Source organism: Roseivirga seohaensis subsp. aquiponti (genome assembly GCF_001267955.1).
Lineage (GTDB): Bacteria > Bacteroidota > Bacteroidia > Cytophagales > Cyclobacteriaceae > Roseivirga > Roseivirga seohaensis.
The window spans coordinates 118,993-140,545 of sequence record NZ_JSVA01000014.1 but is presented as its reverse complement, the minus strand read 5'-3'; the positions used below and the strand labels follow the sequence as shown (position 1 = coordinate 140,545).

The window sequence follows — 21,553 nt, the reverse complement described above, 5'->3', positions numbered from 1 at the left end:
TCAACCTATTTCAGGACGATACACACCGTGGGCTTATGGCTCACGGCCGTCTACTCGATTGGCAAACGTTATTTATTAATCGACACAATTTCAGGCCCGTATGAATAAATTGATAGGTCCTTGTTTTGAGTAACGAAAGTGATTCTTGCTAAATGATAGGTTTCATTTTCTTCAGGAAGAATACTAATGGTGTCTAAAAAGATATTGCTGTTTATGATTAATCCCTTGTCAATTTTATATAAAGCCTTTTGAATATTAGATTTAAAACCAGTGTTTGGTTTCTCAAAATACTCGATTGTTTTTTCTTCCTTTTCGGTTGCATCATGAATAAACGAAGCGATGATACCCTTAAATCTCAATAATGCCATTTCTGGATTGTTCTCTATTTTAGCACCAATATAATCATGGTATTCCTTTAAGGGATTTTCTGTAAATTCGGGCACTATTATAAAAGAATCAAACTCTCTAGGCATAAAATTTTACTTATTCAATATAGTATACTTATTTGCTTTCCTTAGTTAAACAAGAAATTAGATTATCACAAACTCAATGAAAGTAGAATCTAACATTAATTTTTCTTTTCATTTTCTTTACGAATTTTCGCGTAGTTTATTTCAAAATCGTGCCTACGCTTTTTTTTATATTTGCCGTCTTTGGTGTAGTAAAAAGTGATATCTTCACTTTCTGCGTTCAAGTAAATTTGAGTTTTTTCTCCTTCTTGGTTAGTTACATGAAAAGTGATACGCCTTTTGTTATTATCGTCAACTTCATATTTTATGATGTGAAATACTTCTTCTGTCTCTCCCAATTTTTTCATGATGGTTTTGGCAACTTCGTCTATTACAATTTCAAAAGTTCCTTCTGGTATGTTTTCCCACCAACAAGGTAGTGATCCATTAATCTCATGTTCTATAACTTTGGGATCACCATCAGTAGATCCTTCACAAATACACTCATGATATTTTTTTCAGCAGTTAAATATAAAGTCTGGGCTTGTCATAGGTTACCAATTACTATTAATAAAATAAAGAGTAAGGTCTGTTTTAAGTACATAATATTTTTTTAAGGGGGTGATTATATTATTCTTGATATTTGAAAGTGATGTCTTTTGTTTTTTCAAAAAGTGCTTTTGTGAGTTCATTTCTGGGATGAAAATAAATATAGTCCATTCTCCATCTCATTCCATGAGTGCCATACATACCAGTAGATGGAAAATAAGCAAGATCTAATAGTACATTATATCCTTTGGATTTTGCCAATGTTATAGCTTCGCTTTGCAATGACTTATAAACTTGGTATTGAAATTTTTCAATATGGTGTCTAGATGCTCTTTGATAGTCTCTACCTTGATATTGGGTTTCTAGTTTTTTGAGGAAATTGAGAAAATCTGCATTGTTAGATATAATATGGTTTGTCAGTCTATCAATGTCTACCTTGCCTATTTTAGCAACTTCAACACCAACTTTCAGCCCTGAACTATTCTCCTTTAACTTCAAGTTTACCATATCGGTTATATCTCCACCTTCTTTTAACCCTAGTAATATACGATCGGTCAGCTCAGGGTATTTATTTTCTGTTTTTGTACTGATTATTCTAAAATCAGAAGTGTTTAATACCAAATCAATATTGTTTAATTCACATATATATTTTATGGCACTTTTTACTTTATCGTAATGTTCTTTGTTTGAGCTTGCTCTTTTAGATTTTATTTGAGCTTGGTAAGTTCTTTTTTCCTCTTCTAAGGCTACACGTTTAGTATTTGCAATTTGTTCTTGTATTTTCAGTTCATTTTTGAGCTCATTAATGGACTCTTCATTTTTATTGCCCATCACCTCATTTAATGTAAGGCCTTGAATCCTATTTTTAAGTTTAGTTATGGGTTCGGATATCTCATAACTTTTTTCTAAGAAGTATATGTCTTTTGATTCATCATGAAAAGATACAGGATTTTCAAACTTCATGATGTCTATAAAGCCTATTTTAAGGGTTTCTGATGAGGGTAGTTTGTCAATACTTTGTAGGTTATTATTAGCTACAATTTCTGTAATATCAAGACGAGGATTACGGTAAATAACAAACGAATTAATTAGATCTGTGTTTGAACCAAACATACAATCTATATTTAGGCTTGTAACCATATTTGACAAAACACCATCCATCGCAGCATAGTATTGTTGAGTTGTTCCGAAATCATCTTTGTTTTCTCTACTTATTTTAAAATCATTTTCAAATTGTGGTAAAAGGTCTTCATAATAAAATTTAGCATATGAAAGTTCATCTTTTTTTGTCTTGTTATTATCTGGTGTTTTTGACAATGCAAGATTAACACTATCTATCTTTTTCAATAAATCTTTGTAGGTTTTATCGAAATATACATTTCTTAACTTTTGAAATTTTTTGTATTCAGGACTTTTTGTTTGCAGGTAATCTGCTTTTACAGTTCCAACTGTTTGTGCCTTTATCTGTAAAGAAAAAATAGAAATTATAATGTAAATAAGGTGTTTTTTTAATATCATAAAATTATTGTTCAGTAAAAGTTTTAAATAATAATGGTCATTTTAGGTTATGTTTGCCAACGGCCCTGGCTATGGCAAGTGCGGGATTTCAAGGCACTTACTTGTCCGATTAGCAATTAGATTGTTTTGTGTAATTACTTTCATTTTAGCACTTTAGCCCGCATTTGCTATAGCTGATGTGTGTGCCTTGAATGGTGAATATAGGCCAAAAATATGGCCGTTCCAACGGGTGAAAGTCCCGTAAGCACTGGGGTCGTTCCCGGAAGCTAAGCAAGTGGCAAGCTGGTTTGGAGTGATCCATGCAGTGAAGTAAGCCAGACTGCGGTATGTGTACTGACGAACAGAAACTACATACAGAGGCTATAAGGTCGGATGAGGTACCACATGCTGCCGAAGTCCAAATCTCTGATTGATTTAATCAAAAGGGGAGAGTGCCGAAATAGTAGATGTAGCAGGGATACATACAAGGATATTCATCTTACCGAGGGAGATCTCGGACTTCACGAGTTGAAGACTGAGAAGTCAGCAGAAGCCATAGTACCGATTGGTAACGAGCTACGAAAACCGTAGAGGTCTCACAAGATAGGGAAGGGCAGAACATCAGAACGTGTTCAAATTCGTATAGGAATCCTGCTCTGCAGAATAGCCTACGCTTAAGCGGACAAGATCAGAACAAAAAAGTGAAGATCTGAACTGATGAACCGCCCAGTACGAGACCTCTCGAGGCTTCGGGACTTGGTGGTGTGAGAGGCGCACCGTGGGCTTATGGCTCACGGCCGCCTACTTGATTGTATGCCGTTTTATTTTAAATTATATGAGTCAGTATTTCTACCGATTTAGTCAAAATTTCATTCATTAGTTTGAGACTCTTCTTTTCAGGTTCTTTCTGTCCGTGAATGAGATCGTTTCGAAACTTGTTCAGTTCGGCAAACTCTTGAAAGGTTTTATCGTTGATTTTACCGCTATCTTTTAGTTCTCTAATCCTTTTAAAGGGAGGAATAAATTTTCCATTCTCCGTATTTAAAAGCTTTTCGAACTTTATCCAATTCGTTATGTATTCTCCGACCAAACTATCATCCGAGATTTCTTCTTGTTCCAAGATCGGTATATCAAACAGGTTGTAAAAAAGGTTTTTGGCTATTTCTGCATAGATTAAAACCTTTGTTTTTTCAACCGTAATTCCATTTCCGTTATGATATAATTCGTTCCTAAGTCTATGGAACCATTCTATATCACCTAAGTCAATTCCACTCAATTTTTCAGAGCAATATTCTTCTAGAGCATCTAATAACTTAGGAAAGCTTTGAATGATTTCATTGTACTTATTGCGACTAAGGTTTTCAATTTGAGTTACCCTTTTGGGAAGTCCTAAATATGTTTTAATCATTAATTCGACAGAGTTGTCAATACAGATCATTCCCATCCGTAGATCAAAATCTGTCGCTTGATTTAAATGGTAAATTCCGTGAACCAATAATTCCTTTGGTCCTGTCATCCAAGGTTTTTCCATTAGGCGTTTAAATTTTCTAGTCTCTCCATGGTAATTCTAAACTTAGTGCCAATCATTTCCACAGTGTCGGCACTGTTTGGCAATTGGCGTTCTTGTGAGGCGACCACAATTCGGGCAGCTGTTCAAAAATACTGAGTCTCCGTTTTCATCAAGGATACGTTTAGCTGTATTGAGTTCAAATTGATCATACCCATCTTTAAGTAAACTTAGAATTTCAGGATCTTCGGTTAACCAACCCCTTTCAAGAGATAGTTTAATTCTGACAGGTTTAGGGTTCTCACCCATTTTAAAGCTAGTAGACCAATGTTTCCATGCCTTACTTTCTTTATCTGTCATAAAAGAACTAAAGTATCTCATTATGTAATGGGCAGTTTCTTGATCCATTAACGTTCATTTTTAATTACACACAACGTTCTGTGTATGGCCAGTAGGGCAGTTTCGAAACACTTTACTTTCGGTTTACCATTAAGCCAAAACAAACGTTTTTACTTTTAATTTTCTTTTTGTTAAACGTCAAAACTTTGTTTTGGCGTTGCCTGCTCAATGAACAGGACTTTCAATTTATCACTAAATGCCCTATTGGCTATACACCATGTTGTAGTGCGTTTTTTCTTTCTCCGTCAAACCATTCCGAGACCTTTTCGACCAGATTCATGATTTCATAAATATCAGATTCTTGGTCACGTTCAATAAGTTCATCAAGTCTTCTGAACTGTTCTGAGATTACTGAACTTTCCTTTTTTAACTCCTCCAAGTTCTCTTTCCATTCGAGCCTGTGCGCAGTTAATGAGTAATCAGAATTAGGTCCACCATATACTTTATCAGCATCTTGGTCATCTTGTCCGTCATCTTCCCAAAAACAAATTGAGCAGATATCCCATGCATTTCTTTCATCAAGAGTCGGGTAACCACAAGACGGACAGGTGTTGCCAAGATTTTTGATATCATTTCTTCTATCTGCTCCTTCCAACTTTGGTAGATTCCGATTAAAAAAATCTCGTCTTTTATGTAATTGTTTTAATTCTTGATTCATCTTTCCAATGCACCCTAACGTATCGCTATACGTAACTAGTTGCGTATATTTTTCATATGTAATTTATGAAAACTTCCTTATTGCACACGCTACATAGGTGGCTTATTGTAGAAGAAGACAGTGACCGAGTGTATTTTGGGGGATTTTAATTTTATCGCTAAACTCGAAATTCATAATGAATGGCGTTGGTTCATAAAGTGATCCTTTAATTTCCGAATGATTTGTCTTAAATAGTAAGTTAATTCAGGCTTATGAAAATAATTGAATGTCCGAGGGATGCCATGCAGGGGCTCCATGATTTTATACCTACAGCAACCAAAGCGGCTTACATCAACCAACTGCTCAAAGTTGGTTTCGATACCATCGACTTTGGTAGCTTCGTATCACCGAAAGCCATTCCGCAATTGCGCGATACAGCCGAGGTATTGAGTCAGCTAGATTTATCTAAAACTAAGTCGAAATTACTCGCCATTATCGCCAATACAAGAGGGGCGGAGGACGCTGTGAATTTCGAAGAAATTACCTACTTAGGATTTCCACTTTCTATTTCGGAGCAGTTCCAAATGCGGAACACAAACAAGTCCATTGCTGAAGCTTTGGTGCAGTTGGAAGCCATCCAAAATTTCTGCGTCAAACATGATAAAAAACTGGTGACTTACATTTCTATGGGCTTCGGAAACCCTTATGGCGAAACCTTTAATGCCGAAATTGTAGCAGAGTTTGTGGAAAAGCTTGTTCAACTCAAAGTTGAAATTATTAGTTTATCTGATACTATAGGAGTAGCTGAACCACAGATAATTAAAGAGATATTTAAGAATAGTATAACCGCCTATCCAACTACGAAAATAGGGGCGCATTTCCATTCTACGCCTCAGAAGATTGTTGAGAAAGTGAGCTCTGCTTACGAAGCGGGCTGTCGCAGATTCGACACGGCCATGAAAGGCTTTGGCGGTTGCCCAATGGCTACCGATGCACTCACGGGTAATGTCGATACTGAAGTTTTGGTCCGTTATTTTGATGAGCAAAAAGTGGAGTTAGGCTTAGATCGAAAGGCTTTCTCAGAAGCCATGTTGATGGCCAGTGAAGTGTTCCCAGCTTAGCATAAATTTTCAATAAATTGATGAAGTATTCAAGCTTGATATATTCGAAAATGATCCGCAATATTTTTTTATTAACCAGTTTAGTTTTGGTCTCCTTTTCTTCCATGGCTCGACAAACAGACTTTCAGGTAAAGGAGAAAACGCCTGTAAAGGTTGAAAGCATTTTCAATAAATTAGTTGATGGCAAACCTGAAGAAGTTGGGATCAATTCAGCTGCTTTGGAAGCTGGAATCCAATCCATCATTCAACAGGCTTTAGATTCTGCCGCTTTTCCAGGTTGTCAGCTATTGATTGCCAAAGATGGCATTGTGTTCTACGAGAAGTCGTTCGGTTATCATACTTACGATCAGTCCATCGAAGTCAAAAACAGCGATATATATGATTTGGCTTCCGTAACCAAAACTACTGCAGCCACTTTGGCCCTTATGAAGCTTCACGATGAAGGGAAGTTCAGTTTGGAAGAAACCTTCGGACATTATTTCCCAAAAATAGCCACAGGCGAAAAGGCTGATTTACCGATACGGGATGTTCTGGCGCATCAGGCCGGATTAAAAGCGTGGATTCCCTATTGGTCTGAGGTGCAGCGCAAGAATGGCAAATACAAGTGGAATACAGTGAAATCGGATTCCTCAAGAAGATTTCCATACCGTATTTCCGAAACAGGCCTTTTTCTGCATAAGGACTTTAAAGAGAAGAAGATTTATAAAATGATTAAACGCTCGAAAGTGAGCGATGATAAGAGCTATCTCTACTCTGGTTTACCCTTTTATTTATTTCCAGAATTGGTAGAAAGGGAGACTGGAGAAGCATTTGACGAATTCTTGAATAATACTTTTTATAAGCCTTTAGGGGCGGAAACACTGGGTTTTAAACCCAAAGAGAGGTTTTCCTTAGATCGAATTGTGCCTACCGAGGTAGATGACTTTTTCAGAATGGAAGCATTGCATGGAGATGTGCATGACGAGGGGGCTGCCATGATGTTGGGGGTTTCTGGCAATGCTGGCTTATTCTCTAATGCCAGAGATTTGGGCAAAGTATATCAAATGCTTTTAAATGGGGGAGTTTACGATGGAAAGGAATACTTGAGTGCTGCTACGATCAAGGAGTTTACCGATTGTCAGTTTTGCGAAACCGGAAACCGCAGAGGTTTAGGCTTCGATAAGCCATTGATTGATTACAGTTTCTCGGCTTCTAGCGTAGCGCAACACGCCAGTCCGGCAAGTTTTGGACATACAGGCTATACAGGAACTTTCGTTTGGGCAGACCCTGCTACGGGGCTCTTATTTGTCTTTCTATCTAACAGAGTCAATCCTACAAGAAATAACAGCAAAATCTATCAACTGAATGTGCGTCCGAATATTCACAACTTGGTGTATAACCTGTTAGAAGAAGGAGGCTACGGCTTAGGGCAGCGGTAATTGAGTTTTATGTGAACCGCAAAGAACGCTAAGGGTCGCAAAGTATGAATTAGGATCGTCACTGCGAGGCGTAGGCCATGCGTTAGCAATGGTCTACAACGCGGCAGTCTCAATGTAATCAAACCAACCTAAACTCTTTCCCTGGCAAAGGCTTAATGTAGCCAGCAAACTCCATTTGCAAGAGCAGAGAAGCCAATGTGCTCATGTTTAATTGACTTTGCCAGCTAAGTTTATCAATGTGCATTTGTTGCCCGTTTTTTAGTAAAACCTCAACAATGGTCTTTTCATCACCTTGTAAATCCTTATACTTTAATTCTGGGTTCTTGGCTTGCGTACTTTCCTGAACATCCCAATTAAGCGCTTCCACCACATCCTGAAACGAGGTGAAAATTGCCGCCTTCATGTTTCTGATCAATAAATTACAGCCTTCGGAATAAGTATTGCCAATTTCTCCAGGTACGGCAAAAACAGGTATGTCATAGCTGTCGGCAATATTCGCTGAAATTAAAGCGCCTCCTTTTTTGGCGGCTTCCACTACAATCAGCGCATCCGACATGCCTGCAATTACCCTGTTTCTGGCAGGGAATAATCGAGGGTCGGCTTCTGTGCCAATGGGGTATTCGCTTACTAAACCACCGTTCTCTAGCATTTTAATAGCCGTATTTCTATTACCCGAAGGATAAATTTTATCTAAACCGCAGGCCATAGCTCCAATGGTTGGTAATTGCTGCTTTAAAGCGGACTCGTGTGCTTTTACATCAATGCCATAAGCCAAACCTGAAATGATAGAGGCGTTCTGTGGTTTTATTTGTGCTACAATATCTTCTGTCATTTGTAAACCATACTTTGTTGCCCTGCGTGTTCCTACAATTCCAATAGTTCTGGGTGGATTGAGGTCTACTTTACCAACAGAGTATAACAAAATAGGAGCGTCCGATATGTTCATTAATCTTTTGGGGTAGTGCTCTTCTTTGTAGTAGTGTATTGAAATGCCCTTTTTGATGGAATCTTCAATGATCTTTTCTGCTTTTATCAGAAGCTCCTTTTGGTTTGGAATCAGTGCAGAAAGCTTTGAGCCTACACCTGGTACTTTTGAAAGTTTTCCCTTGGTAGCATTAAACACCTGCTGAGGGGTAGAAAAATAATTGATGAGTTGCCTTGATAGGGAAGGGCCAATTTTAGGAATAAGCGACAAGGCTACTTGGTGTAGCTTGTCTTGCTTCATGGCAGTTGGCTTTTCATTTCTTCTAAGAAACCACGGATTTTCTTCAAAGATGTAATCATTTCGGCATCAGTGCTTATAGTTTCCTTATGGTTTTTAATATGCTCTTGCGCACCTTGTAGGGTGTATCCCTTCTCCTTCACCAAATGATACACCAGCTTGATCTTTTTTAAATCTTCTTGAGTGAATTTACGATTGCCTTTTTTGTTCTTTTTCGGACTGATAAAGGTGAACTGACTTTCCCAAAATCTAATCAATGAAGTAGCCACGCCAAGCTCTTTGGCTACTTCGCCAATAGTGAAGTATTTCTTTTCTATAGGTTTCTCTTTGTATGGCATATCAATGGGTTATGAAAAGAAGTAAAAGAATTACTTTAAGCTAAACAAAAGGTCGTTATTTCAAATGTAAGGAATTTGAACTGAATATTTAAACCCAATTAAATTTGAAATAGTGGCCTAGATTTAACGGTAAGAATATGAGCCTAACGACTGGTTTTCTATAGAAGAAAGTCTCAAAATCTCTTCATACTCAGCAGCATTCAAATCTTTAAAGAAGTAGTTGACAGGGTCTTTAGCCACTCCGTTAATGTGTACTTCATAATGCAAATGAGGCGCAGTAGACTTTCCTGAGTTTCCAACATAACCTATTACTTCACCACGTTTCACCTTTTGTCCCGGGCGAACTGCAAAGCGGCTCATGTGTCCGTAAAGAGTTTCGTACCCAAAGCCATGATCAATAATGATGTGCTTGCCATAGCCAATTGTGCTCGATATGGTTTTAGAAACTACACCATCGCCAGTGGCATAAATAGGAGTGCCTTGTTCTGCAGAGAAGTCAGCTCCGTAATGCATTCTTTTTACTTTAAAAATAGGATCGGTTCGGTAGCCAAAACCCGAAGAAAACCTTCTTAAATCTTTATTTGAAACCGGCTGTATGGCAGGCATAGAAGAGTATAAACGTTCTTTATCCAAAGCAAGAGCCATAATCTCGTCATAAGACTTGGTTTGGATGTACATTTTCTTTTTAACGTTATCTATTTTCTCTAACGCGCTCACCACCAAACTCTTATTTTCCATGTCGCTTTCAAGAAGCTCACGGTAACGTAAAGCCCCGCCAGAACCTGCTTCTCTTACTGTTTCAGGAATAGGTTCAGCTTCAAAAACCACGCGGTAAACATTATCATCTTTCTCTTGAAGTACATCTAGCATGGCATCCATTCCATCTACCTGATCTTTCATCAGGTCATAATAGAGTTTCAGTTCGCTATTTTCTTCTTTTAAAGCAGCCTCTTTTGGGGAATCGAAATATTGACCGAGTACCACAATAATGCCCACAGAGAGCATTAGAGCTAAAGATAAGAAGCCGAGTGCGTTAATGACTACATCGCGCTTTTTGACCTTTATGCGCTCGTATTTACATGTCTCGGTGTCGTAGTAATATTTTATTTTTGACATTAAGAATCCTTTTTGAAATTCTCCTAATTTTGTGCCCTTATAGTTGGAAACACAAAGTTTCCTGCAAAGGTACTAAAATTAAGCTTTAGCTTAAACGCAAATAATTCATCTGAGATGCAATCCAAAGAAATTAGATCGAAATTTATCGAATTTTTCAAGTCAAAATCGCACCAATTTGTGCCTTCAGCGCCTTTGGTGATCAAAAATGATCCAACCTTGATGTTTACCAACGCGGGGATGAATCAGTTCAAAGACCTTTTCTTAGGCAACTCAAAGGCTGATTATAACCGTGCGGCCAATAGTCAGAAGTGTTTGCGTGTATCTGGAAAACACAACGATTTGGAGGAAGTAGGAATTGATACCTATCACCACACCATGTTCGAAATGCTGGGGAACTGGTCGTTTGGAGATTACTTTAAGAAGGATGCCATTACTTGGGCTTGGGAATTATTGACCGAAGTTTACAGTCTGCCAAAAGACAGATTGTACGTTACCGTTTTTGAAGGTGACAAGTCTGAAGACCTTGATTTTGACCAAGAAGCATTCGATTTATGGAAGCAATACATAGATGAAGCCCGCATTTTGGGTGGAAATAAGAAAGATAACTTCTGGGAAATGGGAGATACAGGGCCATGTGGGCCTTGTTCCGAAATTCATATCGACCTTAGGTCAGATGAAGAAATAGCTAAAACACCTGGAAAAGACCTTGTAAACAATGACCATCCGCAAGTGGTGGAAATTTGGAACTTGGTTTTTATGCAATACGATAGAAAGGCTGATGGACATTTAGAAAGCCTTCCTGCCCAGCATATCGACACTGGGATGGGCTTTGAGCGACTTTCAATGGCTTTGCAGCAGAAGGAATCTACCTATGACACAGACGTATTTACTCCACTGATCGATTATATCGCTAAGCAATCTGGAATTGCATATGGCACTTCTGAAAAAACAGACATTGCCATTAGGGTAATCGTAGACCATATTCGCGCAATTTCCTTTGCTATTGCCGATGGTCAGTTGCCTTCAAACAACAAGGCGGGGTATGTAATCCGAAGAATCTTGAGAAGGGCTGTGCGTTACGGTTACACTTTCCTCAATTTTAAAGAGCCATTCCTTTACGGTCTGCTGCCAATTTTGGCAGAACAGTTCGCTGGCGTTTTCGATGAACTTGTAAGTCAGCAAGAGTTTATTGCTAAGGTTATTAAAGAAGAAGAGGCTTCGTTCCAAAGAACGCTTGAAAATGGCCTTAAACGATTAGATCAAGTTCAGGCCAACATGAAAGCCGAAGGTGCTGATGTCATTGACGGCAAAATAGTTTTTGAACTTTACGATACTTTCGGGTTTCCTGTAGATTTAACAGGCTTGATTGCAAGAGAAAACGGCTTTAGCATTGACGAGAAAGGCTTTACAGAAGCTATGGCGGTGCAAAAACAACGTTCAAAAGCAGATGCAGCCCAAGTAAAAGGTGATTGGATTCAAGTGTCGGAAGAAGAAACTTCTGAGTTTGTAGGTTACGATGAAGTAGCTGTAAAAACCAGCATTATCAAATATCGCGAAATCAAAGAAAAGAAAGGAACGGTTTATCAATTGGTGCTAGACCAAACGCCTTTTTATGGCGAAAGTGGAGGTCAAGTAGGAGACAAGGGAGTGTTGAAGAATGAGGCCGAAACCATCAAAGTGTTAGATACGCAGAAAGAAAACGACCTGATTGTTCACTTTGTAGATCGTATTCCGACTCAACCTCAAGCGGAGTTTGAAGCCGTTATTGATGCTTCAAGAAGGGAATTGATTAAGAATAATCACTCTGCCACTCACTTATTGCATTCTGCTTTGCGTCAAGTACTTGGCGATCATGTACAGCAAAAAGGATCCTTGGTTTCAGATAAGATATTGCGCTTCGATTTCTCGCATTTTGCTAAAGTAGAGCCAGCGCAAATCGAAGAAATTGAAAGAACTGTGAACGACCATATTCGTCAGAACATCAAGTTGAACGAGCAAAGGAATGTACCGATTGAGGAAGCTAAGAAATTAGGAGCAACAGCTCTTTTTGGTGAAAAATACGGTGAGTTTGTTCGTGTCATCACCTTCGACCCAAGTTATTCTGTAGAACTATGCGGAGGAACTCACGTGGCTGCAACAGGCCAAATAGGCATGTTTAAAATTACTTCGGAAGGAGCTGTAGCGGCAGGTGTGCGCAGAATTGAGGCGGTATCTGGTCCTAAGGCTTTCGATTTGGTTCAGGAGCAAGATAAGCTGCTGAAGGAAATCAAGGAAATGCTGAAAAGCCCTAACGATGTGGCCAAGGCCATTTCTTCTCTCATGGAAGAAAGACAAAAGCTAAACAAGGAATTAGAAACTTTACATGCCAAGCAATCTGGTCAATTGAAAGAGGAATTGGTGAAGAAGATAATGGCCGAAAAGGGACTCAATGTGATTATTGAAAAAATCACGGTTCCGAATGCAGATGCCTTGAAAAAAATCTCTTTCGAACTAAGAAACGAAGTAGATAACCTATTTGCTGTTTTGGCGGCTAATGTGGATGGAAGTCCGCAAATTGCGATTGTACTTTCCGACAATGTGGTAAAAGACAAAAGCTTGAATGCTGGTGTAATGATCAGAGATTTGGCCAAAGCCATCAAAGGTGGAGGAGGCGGTCAGCCTTTCTTTGCAACTGCTGGCGGAAAAGACTTGTCTGGTTTGGGCCAGGTAATTACCGAAGCTAAAGCAAAACTTGCCGGTCTTGAGTAGTATCCAAGAAAAATTATATCAATCAGGTTATAGGTCGGTTATAGGGCTTGAGGTTCATGTTCAGTTGAATACTGAATCGAAGATTTTTTCTTCCGACCCAAACGACTTTGGTGCTGAACCCAACACGCATGTAAGCGTGGTTTCTTTGGCGCACCCGGGTACTTTACCTGTGTTGAACGAGGCCGTTTTAGAAAAGGCGATTAAAATGGGATTGGCTTGTCAATCTCAAATTACCGAAGTGAATCATTTCGCCCGAAAGCATTATTTCTACCCAGATTCCCCGAAGGGTTTTCAAACCACCCAAGACAAAACGCCCATTTGCGTAGGAGGGAAGATTGAGTTGTTTGGAGAACAATTAGAAAAGCCATTCGTGCAATTGCATCACATTCATTTGGAAGATGATGCGGGGAAATCTATTCATGATGAAGGTCCAGACACGCTAATCGACTTGAACAGAGCGGGCACGCCACTGATTGAAATCGTAACCGACCCAGATATGAGCCTTTCTGAAGAAGCTGCGGCTTGTCTTCAGGAAATCAGACGTTTAGTGCGTTATCTCAACATCAGTTCTGGAAATATGGAAGATGGCGAATTGCGCTGCGATGCCAACATTTCCATTATGCCGATCGATGGTAAAGAATTCGGAAATAAAGTGGAGGTCAAAAATATGAACTCCATTAGCAATGTAAAACGAGCGATTGACCATGAGCTTGAAAGGCAATTAGAAATGGCCTTAAAAGGCGAAGCTATTGCTGTTGAAACCAGAACCTTCGACCCAGTAACAGGCACTACAGCTGGCATGCGTTTTAAGGAGACTATGAACGATTATCGTTACTTTCCATGCCCAGATTTGGCTCCTGCAATTGTTACAAAGAAGATTCTGGATGAAATCACTTCAGAAATGCCAGTGCTTCCTTCCGCACTTAGAAGAAAGTTTACAGAAGTTTATGGATTGGCTGCCTACGATGTGTTTTTGCTTACAGAAGAAGCCGAAACCGCTTATTACTTTGACGCGTTATGCAATGGAAATCCAGCGTATAAAGCGGCTGCCAACTGGATGAATGGCCCAATAAAAGGCCTGTTGAACGAAAAAGGAATTGAACTTTCCCAAACCAATTTGACGGTTGAGCGACTTAGCGGCTTGATTGATTTGGTAGAAAGTAACCAAGTAAGCTTTTCAATAGCCTCTCAGCGTATATTGCCAAGGCTTTTAGAAGAGGAAACCACGGCCATAGAACTAGCGCAGTCGCTTGATTTGTTGATGGTGGCTGATAGTGATGAGTTGTTAGACTTGATCAAAGAAGTCTTACTATCTTTGCCCGACAAGGTGAAAGCCTACCAAAGCGGGAAAAAGGGTTTACTTGGGCTGTTTATGGGCGAAGTAATGAAGAAAAGTGGGGGCAAAGCAGATCCTAAAAAGTTGAAACAATTGTTAGAAAAGGAACTTTCATAAGTATGACATTGAAGAAAAATATTGCGATTGTATTGGTGTTATTGATCATCAGTGCTTGTTCGGCTTCCAAAAATGATGGAACTGTAAAAGTGTCGGGTGTGATTAAAAACCCGATTCCGCAAGGAGAAATCATTTTAGAAAAGTTTGAAGTAGGTCAAGTGGTTCCTGTAAAAACGGTTAATGCAGATACTGACGGAAATTTCGAAATAGAAACCGAAGTGACTGAGCCAGGTTTTTACCGCATCAATGTATATGGCCAACAATTTGAAATTCTAGTGTTGAATAAAGAAGATATTACCATTACTGCCGATGGCCAAGGCGGACAGATGATTGAAGCCAAAGGTTCGGAAGACCTGAAACATCTAGCTCAAGTACAGGATTATATGGAGCAATATTCTTATGTAGTACGTGACTTCAATGAGCGTTACAGCAAAGCACAACAATCGGGTGATAACCTTAAAATGGAAGAGCTTGTTGAAGAAGGAACCGCTTTAGAAGCCGGAAAAGTGAAAAAACTGAAGGCCATGGCTTGGGAAATGGATGGTTCAATTGTGCCTTTAATGGTTACGGATTATTTTCCAGACAAATCAGAAGAATATAAATTTTTAGATAGTCTTGGGCAGAAATTGCAGAAAGAATTGCCAGGCTCAAGTCAGGTGGAAATGTTTGTGAATAACTTGGCTTACTTTAAACCCGCAGTACAAATGGGTGATGTCGCCCCAGATATTTCATTACCTAACCCTGATGGCACAACCATGAGCCTTTCTGATTTAAGAGGAAAGTATGTTTTGCTCGATTTCTGGGCAGGCTGGTGTGGCCCTTGCCGCAAGGAAAACCCAAATGTGGTGGCCATGTACAACAAGTACAACAAAGATGGATTTGAGGTATTTAGTGTATCCTTAGATAGAACCAGAGATAAATGGTTGTCTGCCATTGCCGAAGATGGTTTAGTATGGCCTACGCACGTTTCTGACCTTAAGTATTTTCAGTCAGAAGCTGCCATGACCTACAAAGTGAATGCGATTCCTTTTGCATTGCTTTTAGACCCTGAAGGCCGCGTAATTGGGAAAAACCTAAGAGGTAGAGCACTCCAAAACAAGCTTGCGAGCATATTTGAGTAAATAGACTTCTCTTATTAGAAGAAAACATCAAAACCAGTTTTCCCGAATATAGGGAAGGCTGGTTTTTTTAGTTTGAATGAATAACTTGGGGAGTAGATTTTAGTAATGGATGTATATAATTTTTTAATGGGGCTGGTTTTTATTCTCATTGCGGTGATTATCACAATCATTCAAGTGAAATCAAAAGCATACAGAAAGGAAAATCAATCATGGGGCAATGCTAAATTATTCTCCGCTGCTCTCATGTCTTATATGGCTGGGATATATATGATTGTGACATCGTTTTAAATAAGGCTTTACTCAATAAGAGTTTCCGTTTCCATTTACCCCTTCACATCCTTCGGGTGATTCACAAACAGAAAAATAAAGCTCAGTGCGAAAACTATATAAAGCACGGTGAATACTACCATATATTCCCAATGCATGGTAATGGTAGAGAGCATTTTGAGCAAGGCAAAAGCACCTACTACAAAGTGCATAAGATTGCCCATGGCCACGGGTTTGCCATAAATGCCACCCATTAAATTATCTTTCGCCATCCAGTTCAGCATGGCAAAACCAAGGTAAAGTGCACCCAATAATTGCGTGGCAAGTTCCGTGTATTGGTCTGAACCCATATTTAAAAAGACCGCGACCTCTTGCGGCATAAAAGTAAGTGTGACTCCTATAAGGCCTAAAAATAGGGACGTGATCATCATGAGTATTTTTGTGTTCATATGCTTGTGTATAGGGTTTAGAATAAAGGTACTCGCTTTTAGTAAAACGGGTGCCAAAATCCATCGAACGGATTAAATCAGCTGGGAATAGTATCCTCAACTGGTCGTTGCGTCTCGCTGGGACCTAACTAGCATTAACAGCCAAGCCCATTTTCAAAACTATTTAGAAAGGCTAATCTCACCGAAATTTGTTAGTCTTCTGCCACTCAAATCATTTTACTTCATAGGCCAAAAGAAATCATCTAGTTTAGTACTAGACCTTAAAAATCAATTATGAAAAAACAATGGAAACCATTACTCCTCGCAGCATTTTTTGTCCTCGCTGCGTGTGAGCCTAAACAAAAAGAGGTAGGAGATATGACCGAAGCCGAACTAACCGAATATGCGAAAGGAATTCACGAGCGAGTGATTACCCTTGATACGCATGATGACATCAATACTTCGAATTTTACCGCTGAAAGGAACTATACACAAAGACTTTCTACTCAAGTAAATCTTCCTAAAATGGAAGAAGGAGGGCTGGATGTAGCTTGGTTCATCGTTTACACTGGCCAAGGAGAATTGACGGAAGAAGGTTATGCTAAAGCTTATGAGAATGCTGATGATAAGTTTAATGCAATTCACAGGCTAACAAAAGAAATTGCGCCAGATAAAATTGGCTTGGCCCTTACTTCTGACGATGTAAGAAGCATTGTAGCTTCTGGAAGAAAAGTAGCCATGATTGGTATTGAGAATGGTTACCCAATTGGTACCGATATCTCTAGAGTAAAAGAATTCTACGACAGAGGTGCACGCTATATGTCTTTGGCACATAACGGACACAGCCAATTGAGCGACTCGAATACAGGGGAGCGCGATAGCGTTTGGTTACATAATGGCTTGAGCGATTTAGGCAGTGAAGTAATTGCAGAAATGAACAAATGGGGAATCATGATTGATATTTCGCACCCTTCAAAGGCAGCGAATATGGAAATGATGAAGCTTTCAAAAGCACCTGTAATTGCTTCGCACTCGTCTGCGCGAGCATTGAACGATGTAAGCCGTAACCTAGACGATGAACAATTGATGATGTTGAAAGAAAATGGTGGTGTTGTTCAAACAGTAGCCTTTAGAAGCTACTTAAACACAGATAAAAATAGCGCTAATAGACAGAAGTCTAATGAAGTGAATGCAAGAATAGCTGAGAGAGAGAACTTTGAGATAAAGCCGGGAGGTATGTTTAGAGCAATGACTGGCGGTGCGCAATCGGATTACTTAGAGGCTTACAGAGCTTTCCAAGAAAAGCATAGTGCTGAAATAACTGAAGCCATAAATGCAGAAGCTCCTCCAGTAGACGTTTCTGATTTTGTTGACCACATTGACTACTTGGTAAATAAAATTGGTTTAGAGCACGTTGGAATCAGTTCTGATTTTGATGGTGGTGGTGGAGTTGAAGGCTGGAACGATGCTTCTGAAACTTTCAATGTAACCTTAGAATTAGTGCGCAGAGGTTATACCGAAGAGCAAATCGGAATGCTTTGGAGCGGAAACTTACTTCGCGTTTTAGACGAAGTGCAAGCCGTAGCTAAGCAGATTCAAGGAAAATAAGAATCATTTTTGGTTTATAATTGTAAAGGGCAACTGTGAAAACGGTTGCTTTTTTTATGTTCTAATGATTTTGGGATTACTTACCTCTAGGAGGGGATACTTTTACGGTTGTATTGGTTGGTGGATGTTTGCTTGAGTTAGGTCGTAGATGCACTAAATAGATGATGAACTATTCTCCTCTACTAAGAGGGGTTGGGGGAGTGTTATTACCGTCCTGAAATAGGTTGACAAGTATCAATCCAGTCTCAAAAAATCAACTCAAAACTAGTTCCTTCGCTGCTCGATTTAACCGCAATACTGCCCTTGTGGAGCCCCATAATCTGACGAGAAAGAGAAAGACCAATGCCTGAACCGCTTTGCTTTGTGGTGTAGAAGGGTACAAAAATATTATCTAAAACCTCATCTGGAATTCCTGGGCCATTATCTCGAACAGACAGAATCACTTTATCCTGTTCAAGACGAGTGCTCAATTGAATAGATTTATAAGGCTGATCTTTAATTGCTTCAATGGCATTTTTCACCAGGTTGATCAGTACTTGATCTAAAAGGTTCGGATCGACATTGACTTCATATGTTGGGTCTACCTTTACTTTAAAGTCGATATTAGCTGCTTCTAAGTCGGGTTTAAATAAGTTTTCAATGCGATTGACCAAGGGGAGAAGCTGCACTGTGCTGAACTCAGGTTTTAATACTTTTGTGAGCTGATCATAGGTATTTACAAAATGAGCCAAGCCCTTGCTTCTGGCTTCAATGGTTTCCAGTCCGCCCACAATATCCTGATAAGCTTCTGCCTCAGTTTGGCTGTTATTTTTGGCTTGCACCTCTGTTTTGAATACCTGAAGAATTACTTCTGAAAGCGTTGAAATAGGAATTACAGAATTCTTGATTTCATGTGTAAGTACACGAATAAGCCGCTGCCACGATTCTATTTCCTTTTCTTCCAGTTCGTTCTTAATGTCTTGAAAAGACACGAGTTTGTAGTCTTTGTTCTGAAGTTTGAACGTGGTGACTTGTACAGAAAGGTTGAGCAGCGTTCCCCCAACCTTAACTTTTACCAACTCTCTTTCGCCCGATTTAAGTTGCTCAACTTTGCTCGCAATTTCTTCAGATACTTTTGCCAAGGACGCCAGTGAACTAATATGGTCTTTCTGGAAAAGCTCCTTTGCAGCTTTGTTTGATAGGGTCACCTTATCGTCTTCATCAAAACAAAGTACTGCCACCCGAACATGCTCCACCACCGTTTGTAAATAGAGGTAATTCGATGCCTTTTCATTTCTAAGGTTTTTCATTACCTGATTGATTTCATGAAAAGCAAAATTCAGTTCATCGGTTTTTTCATAGGGAAATGAATTACTAAAATCATTCTGCTTTATGGACAGGAGAAAGTAAGTTAAATCCCGTCTGGAACGCTCTACATAACGAATAAGGCCTATCAATATAATTATAAGTGCGAGAAAGAGCCAGAAGGAAACCAGCCAAAAATGGGTTTGGGTAAGAATATAGAAGCCAGAATAGCCCAAAATCAGTAGGGCCAGAATACGCAGTACTACGTTTAATCGAAAGTACTTATACCTCATTCAGTTTCTTTTACTTGATAAAAAATAAGCAGTTTGAGTTTAGTTCGAAGCATTTTTGAACAGCCCCATCGAACTCCAAAGCGAATAACCATCGTAGCATCTTTTTCATAAGTGTAAAGCACTGTGGTAGCTTTAAAGCCATCTATTTCGGTTTCTAAACTGTTCTTGTCACTTGAGCCAAAAACGTAACGTGTTTCTGGGTCGCGTACGTCAAAATAAGTAATACAGTCCGTTTTGGCTATTAAATACATTCTTACTGTAGTTCCAGCTTCTATGTTCAGCCTATAATCACCAGAGTTTTGAGTGCCTGCTACTTCGAAGTTGAGTGTGCCGAAATGTTTCCACTCATAGTTTTCATCCGCTAACTGATTATTTTTAATTCTGTCGTGTATTTCTTCTAAGCTTCGCTGTCCCATTGTGTGGGAGCGAATTCCAATCAGACAGATTAAAATCAGAAGAGTACGCATATTTCTGAATAACAGACACATCTCAGTTAGATTCATGTATTATTCAACAGTCTGTAAATAAGTGTGTTGAATATGTTTTGTTAAATCAAACTCTAAAGAGAAGAGTGGGTGAATGAATGTTTAGGTTTATTAAAATTGAGGTGAATCTAATCTATTTATATTGATTATCAGAGTCCGTACTTGGTCATTTTTCGATATAGTGTACTTCGACCGAAACCTAACTCTTTTGCCGCTTGGGTTAAGTTTCCTCCTGCTTTACGTACTGCATTTTGAATGGCCATTTTTTCCATCGCCTCAATATTTAACGATTCAGGCTGGTTCATATCTGCGCTATCATCTTTTAAAAGAAAATCCTCCGGGGCTAAAAGAGGAGAGTTGGCCATAATCACAGCTCTTTCAATAGCATGTTGAAGTTCGCGTATGTTCCCTGGCCAATTATAGCCATGTAGTTTGTTCAGTGTAGTCTCATTTAGCCGCATTTTTTCCTTTTGGTACTTTTTGGCATAAACAGTCAGAAAATGTTTGGCCAAAGGAGCGATATCTTCTTTTCTTTCTCTTAAAGGGGGAAGTTTAATTTCCACCGTATTTATTCTATAGAGCAAATCTTGTCTGAACTCATTCTGCTTCACCATTTCGTAAAGCGGCATATTGGTGGCACAAACTAATCGAATGTTTAAGGGAATTACTTTATTAGACCCAACTCGACTAATCTGTTTAAACTGTAGTGCTGTTAAGAGCTTTGCCTGAAGAGGCAAAGATAGATTTCCAATCTCGTCTAAAAAGAGTGTTCCGTTAGTGGCCAACTCAAACCTTCCTGGTCGATCTTCTTGCGCATCGGTAAAGGCGCCCTTTACATGTCCAAATAACTCAGATTCGAAAAGAGAAGAAGATATCGCACCCAAATCTACTTTGATGAAGTTCTCATTAGCGCGCTTCGATTGGTTGTGAATCTCCCTAGCAATAAGTTCTTTACCGGTTCCGTTTTCACCCAAAATAAGCACGTTAGCATCTGTTTGAGCCACTTTTTCGATGGTATGGAAAATAGGCTTCATTACAGGGCTTACAGAAATAATGTCGCTAAACTCTTTCTGCTGATCTTTCATCAGAATTTTTTGACTCGACTTTAATTCTTCAACTTTTTTTCGGCTTTTGCTCAATTCATAAATGGCTTGAACAGTGGCTAATAACTTTTCTTTCTGCCAAGGTTTTACCAAAAAATCAACAGCTCCTTCTTTCATGGCTTCCACTGCAATGTCAATATCGCCATAGGCAGTATTCATAAGTACATGCGCTTTAGGATCTTTCTCCAAAACTCTTTTCAAAAGCTTGATTCCTTCTTTTCCTCCGGTCAAACCATAGGAGAAATTCATGTCCAATACAATTACATCATATTCGTGCTGGTTAAGTAGGAAGTCTAATTTGGCAGGGTCTTTCTCTGTAATTACAGTTTGAAAGTGTTGTTTTAAGATCATATTGGCTGTGTAAAGCACTCCTTGATCATCGTCTAGTACTAGAATTTTGGCGTCAATTTTTGACATTGGTTATTGTGGTTCTGTGATGGAGGTTAAAGGTAAGAAATGTATCACAATGATACATTTATTTGTTCCATAATGGTACGAATTAAATGATAA

The 21,553-nt window shown here is 39.1% G+C and carries 19 protein-coding genes; 6 read left to right on the top strand and 13 right to left on the bottom strand.

Annotated features, from left to right (window positions below):
- Positions 1–68 precede the first annotated feature (68 nt).
- From OB69_RS13125 to OB69_RS13100, 6 genes are all read right to left on the bottom strand, one after another.
- Positions 69–473 carry a hypothetical protein gene (locus OB69_RS13125; RefSeq protein ID WP_053224198.1) on the bottom strand — a complete coding sequence of 135 codons (405 nt, stop codon included), beginning with the start codon at positions 471–473 and terminating at the stop codon, positions 69–71.
- A gap of 95 nt (positions 474–568) precedes the next feature.
- On the bottom strand, positions 569–817 hold the full coding sequence (locus OB69_RS13120) for a hypothetical protein (protein WP_053224197.1): 249 nt from the start codon (positions 815–817) through the stop codon (positions 569–571).
- A gap of 262 nt (positions 818–1,079) precedes the next feature.
- Positions 1,080–2,516, bottom strand: a complete 1,437-nt coding sequence (locus OB69_RS13115; protein ID WP_053224196.1) for an OmpH family outer membrane protein — start codon at positions 2,514–2,516, stop codon at positions 1,080–1,082.
- 805 nt (positions 2,517–3,321) lie between these two features.
- The gene (locus OB69_RS13110) at positions 3,322–4,026 is read right to left on the bottom strand and encodes a hypothetical protein (RefSeq protein WP_053224195.1); all 705 of its coding nucleotides are present in this window, start codon (positions 4,024–4,026) and stop codon (positions 3,322–3,324) included.
- A 42-nt stretch (positions 4,027–4,068) separates the two neighbouring features.
- Positions 4,069–4,410, bottom strand: coding sequence for a hypothetical protein (locus OB69_RS13105; RefSeq protein WP_053224194.1), 342 nt, complete (start codon positions 4,408–4,410; stop codon positions 4,069–4,071).
- A gap of 199 nt (positions 4,411–4,609) precedes the next feature.
- Entirely contained in the window at positions 4,610–5,059 is a 450-nt protein-coding gene (locus tag OB69_RS13100) for a CPCC family cysteine-rich protein (RefSeq protein ID WP_053224193.1), read from the bottom strand.
- 251 nt (positions 5,060–5,310) lie between these two features.
- Here OB69_RS13100 and OB69_RS13095 point away from each other — a divergent pair, with 251 nt between their 5' ends.
- Complete coding sequence (locus OB69_RS13095; protein WP_053224192.1) at positions 5,311–6,159, top strand: hydroxymethylglutaryl-CoA lyase; 849 nt, start codon at positions 5,311–5,313, stop codon at positions 6,157–6,159.
- Between the two features lie 50 nt (positions 6,160–6,209).
- Positions 6,210–7,577 carry a serine hydrolase domain-containing protein gene (locus tag OB69_RS13090; RefSeq protein ID WP_185096908.1) on the top strand — a complete coding sequence of 456 codons (1,368 nt, stop codon included), beginning with the start codon at positions 6,210–6,212 and terminating at the stop codon, positions 7,575–7,577.
- Between the two features lie 118 nt (positions 7,578–7,695).
- Here OB69_RS13090 and dprA read toward each other — a convergent pair whose 3' ends face one another.
- From dprA to OB69_RS13075, 3 genes are all read right to left on the bottom strand, one after another.
- On the bottom strand, positions 7,696–8,802 hold the full coding sequence (gene dprA, locus OB69_RS13085) for a DNA-processing protein DprA (protein WP_053224190.1): 1,107 nt from the start codon (positions 8,800–8,802) through the stop codon (positions 7,696–7,698).
- Positions 8,799–9,137, bottom strand: coding sequence for a MerR family transcriptional regulator (locus OB69_RS13080; protein ID WP_053224189.1), 339 nt, complete (start codon positions 9,135–9,137; stop codon positions 8,799–8,801). The genes dprA and OB69_RS13080 overlap by 4 nt, the downstream gene beginning before the upstream one ends.
- 123 nt (positions 9,138–9,260) lie before the next feature.
- Positions 9,261–10,253 (bottom strand): M23 family metallopeptidase, encoded by a 993-nt coding sequence (locus OB69_RS13075; protein WP_053224188.1) that lies wholly within the window; start codon positions 10,251–10,253, stop codon positions 9,261–9,263.
- A gap of 114 nt (positions 10,254–10,367) precedes the next feature.
- Between OB69_RS13075 and alaS the strand changes: the two genes are divergently transcribed.
- The 3 genes from alaS to OB69_RS13060 are packed head-to-tail and all read left to right on the top strand — an operon-like array spanning position 10,368 to position 15,575.
- On the top strand, positions 10,368–13,001 hold the full coding sequence (gene alaS, locus OB69_RS13070) for an alanine--tRNA ligase (RefSeq protein WP_053224187.1): 2,634 nt from the start codon (positions 10,368–10,370) through the stop codon (positions 12,999–13,001).
- A complete protein-coding gene (gatB, locus tag OB69_RS13065; protein WP_245620818.1) occupies positions 12,994–14,454 on the top strand; it encodes an Asp-tRNA(Asn)/Glu-tRNA(Gln) amidotransferase subunit GatB in 1,461 nt (486 codons plus the stop codon). The genes alaS and gatB overlap by 8 nt, the downstream gene beginning before the upstream one ends.
- A gap of 2 nt (positions 14,455–14,456) precedes the next feature.
- Positions 14,457–15,575, top strand: a complete 1,119-nt coding sequence (locus tag OB69_RS13060; RefSeq protein WP_053224186.1) for a peroxiredoxin family protein — start codon at positions 14,457–14,459, stop codon at positions 15,573–15,575.
- Positions 15,576–15,898: 323 nt separating this feature from the next.
- Here OB69_RS13060 and OB69_RS13050 read toward each other — a convergent pair whose 3' ends face one another.
- Positions 15,899–16,291 carry a hypothetical protein gene (locus OB69_RS13050; RefSeq protein WP_053224184.1) on the bottom strand — a complete coding sequence of 131 codons (393 nt, stop codon included), beginning with the start codon at positions 16,289–16,291 and terminating at the stop codon, positions 15,899–15,901.
- A gap of 273 nt (positions 16,292–16,564) precedes the next feature.
- On the opposite strand from OB69_RS13050, the gene OB69_RS13045 reads away from it, so the two are divergent.
- Entirely contained in the window at positions 16,565–17,878 is a 1,314-nt protein-coding gene (locus OB69_RS13045) for a dipeptidase (protein ID WP_053224183.1), read from the top strand.
- A gap of 245 nt (positions 17,879–18,123) precedes the next feature.
- Here OB69_RS13045 and OB69_RS13040 read toward each other — a convergent pair whose 3' ends face one another.
- The 3 genes from OB69_RS13040 to OB69_RS13030 form a co-directional block, all read right to left on the bottom strand.
- Positions 18,124–19,455 (bottom strand): sensor histidine kinase, encoded by a 1,332-nt coding sequence (locus OB69_RS13040; RefSeq protein ID WP_053224182.1) that lies wholly within the window; start codon positions 19,453–19,455, stop codon positions 18,124–18,126.
- The gene (locus OB69_RS13035) at positions 19,452–19,871 is read right to left on the bottom strand and encodes a hypothetical protein (protein WP_053224181.1); all 420 of its coding nucleotides are present in this window, start codon (positions 19,869–19,871) and stop codon (positions 19,452–19,454) included. The genes OB69_RS13040 and OB69_RS13035 overlap by 4 nt, the downstream gene beginning before the upstream one ends.
- Before the next feature lie 218 nt (positions 19,872–20,089).
- Positions 20,090–21,460, bottom strand: coding sequence for a sigma-54-dependent transcriptional regulator (locus tag OB69_RS13030; RefSeq protein ID WP_053224180.1), 1,371 nt, complete (start codon positions 21,458–21,460; stop codon positions 20,090–20,092).
- Positions 21,461–21,553 lie beyond the last annotated feature (93 nt).

Bases quoted from the DNA above. Each gene is read 5' to 3' on its own strand.
- OB69_RS13115 (WP_053224196.1), bottom strand. From the start codon at position 2,516: ATGATATTAAAAAAACACCTTATTTACATTATAATTTCTATTTTTTCT.
- OB69_RS13060 (WP_053224186.1), top strand. From the start codon at position 14,457: ATGACATTGAAGAAAAATATTGCGATTGTATTGGTGTTATTGATCATC.
- OB69_RS13080 (WP_053224189.1), bottom strand. From the start codon at position 9,137: ATGCCATACAAAGAGAAACCTATAGAAAAGAAATACTTCACTATTGGC.
- OB69_RS13075 (WP_053224188.1), bottom strand. From the start codon at position 10,253: ATGTCAAAAATAAAATATTACTACGACACCGAGACATGTAAATACGAG.
- OB69_RS13105 (WP_053224194.1), bottom strand. From the start codon at position 4,410: ATGGATCAAGAAACTGCCCATTACATAATGAGATACTTTAGTTCTTTT.
- alaS (WP_053224187.1), top strand. From the start codon at position 10,368: ATGCAATCCAAAGAAATTAGATCGAAATTTATCGAATTTTTCAAGTCA.
- OB69_RS13030 (WP_053224180.1), bottom strand. From the start codon at position 21,460: ATGTCAAAAATTGACGCCAAAATTCTAGTACTAGACGATGATCAAGGA.
- dprA (WP_053224190.1), bottom strand. From the start codon at position 8,802: ATGAAGCAAGACAAGCTACACCAAGTAGCCTTGTCGCTTATTCCTAAA.
- OB69_RS13040 (WP_053224182.1), bottom strand. From the start codon at position 19,455: ATGAGGTATAAGTACTTTCGATTAAACGTAGTACTGCGTATTCTGGCC.
- OB69_RS13110 (WP_053224195.1), bottom strand. From the start codon at position 4,026: ATGGAAAAACCTTGGATGACAGGACCAAAGGAATTATTGGTTCACGGA.
- OB69_RS13035 (WP_053224181.1), bottom strand. From the start codon at position 19,871: ATGGGACAGCGAAGCTTAGAAGAAATACACGACAGAATTAAAAATAAT.
- OB69_RS13095 (WP_053224192.1), top strand. From the start codon at position 5,311: ATGAAAATAATTGAATGTCCGAGGGATGCCATGCAGGGGCTCCATGAT.
- OB69_RS13090 (WP_185096908.1), top strand. From the start codon at position 6,210: ATGATCCGCAATATTTTTTTATTAACCAGTTTAGTTTTGGTCTCCTTT.
- OB69_RS13125 (WP_053224198.1), bottom strand. From the start codon at position 473: ATGCCTAGAGAGTTTGATTCTTTTATAATAGTGCCCGAATTTACAGAA.
- OB69_RS13100 (WP_053224193.1), bottom strand. From the start codon at position 5,059: ATGAATCAAGAATTAAAACAATTACATAAAAGACGAGATTTTTTTAAT.
- OB69_RS13120 (WP_053224197.1), bottom strand. From the start codon at position 817: ATGAAAAAATTGGGAGAGACAGAAGAAGTATTTCACATCATAAAATAT.
- OB69_RS13045 (WP_053224183.1), top strand. From the start codon at position 16,565: ATGAAAAAACAATGGAAACCATTACTCCTCGCAGCATTTTTTGTCCTC.
- OB69_RS13050 (WP_053224184.1), bottom strand. From the start codon at position 16,291: ATGAACACAAAAATACTCATGATGATCACGTCCCTATTTTTAGGCCTT.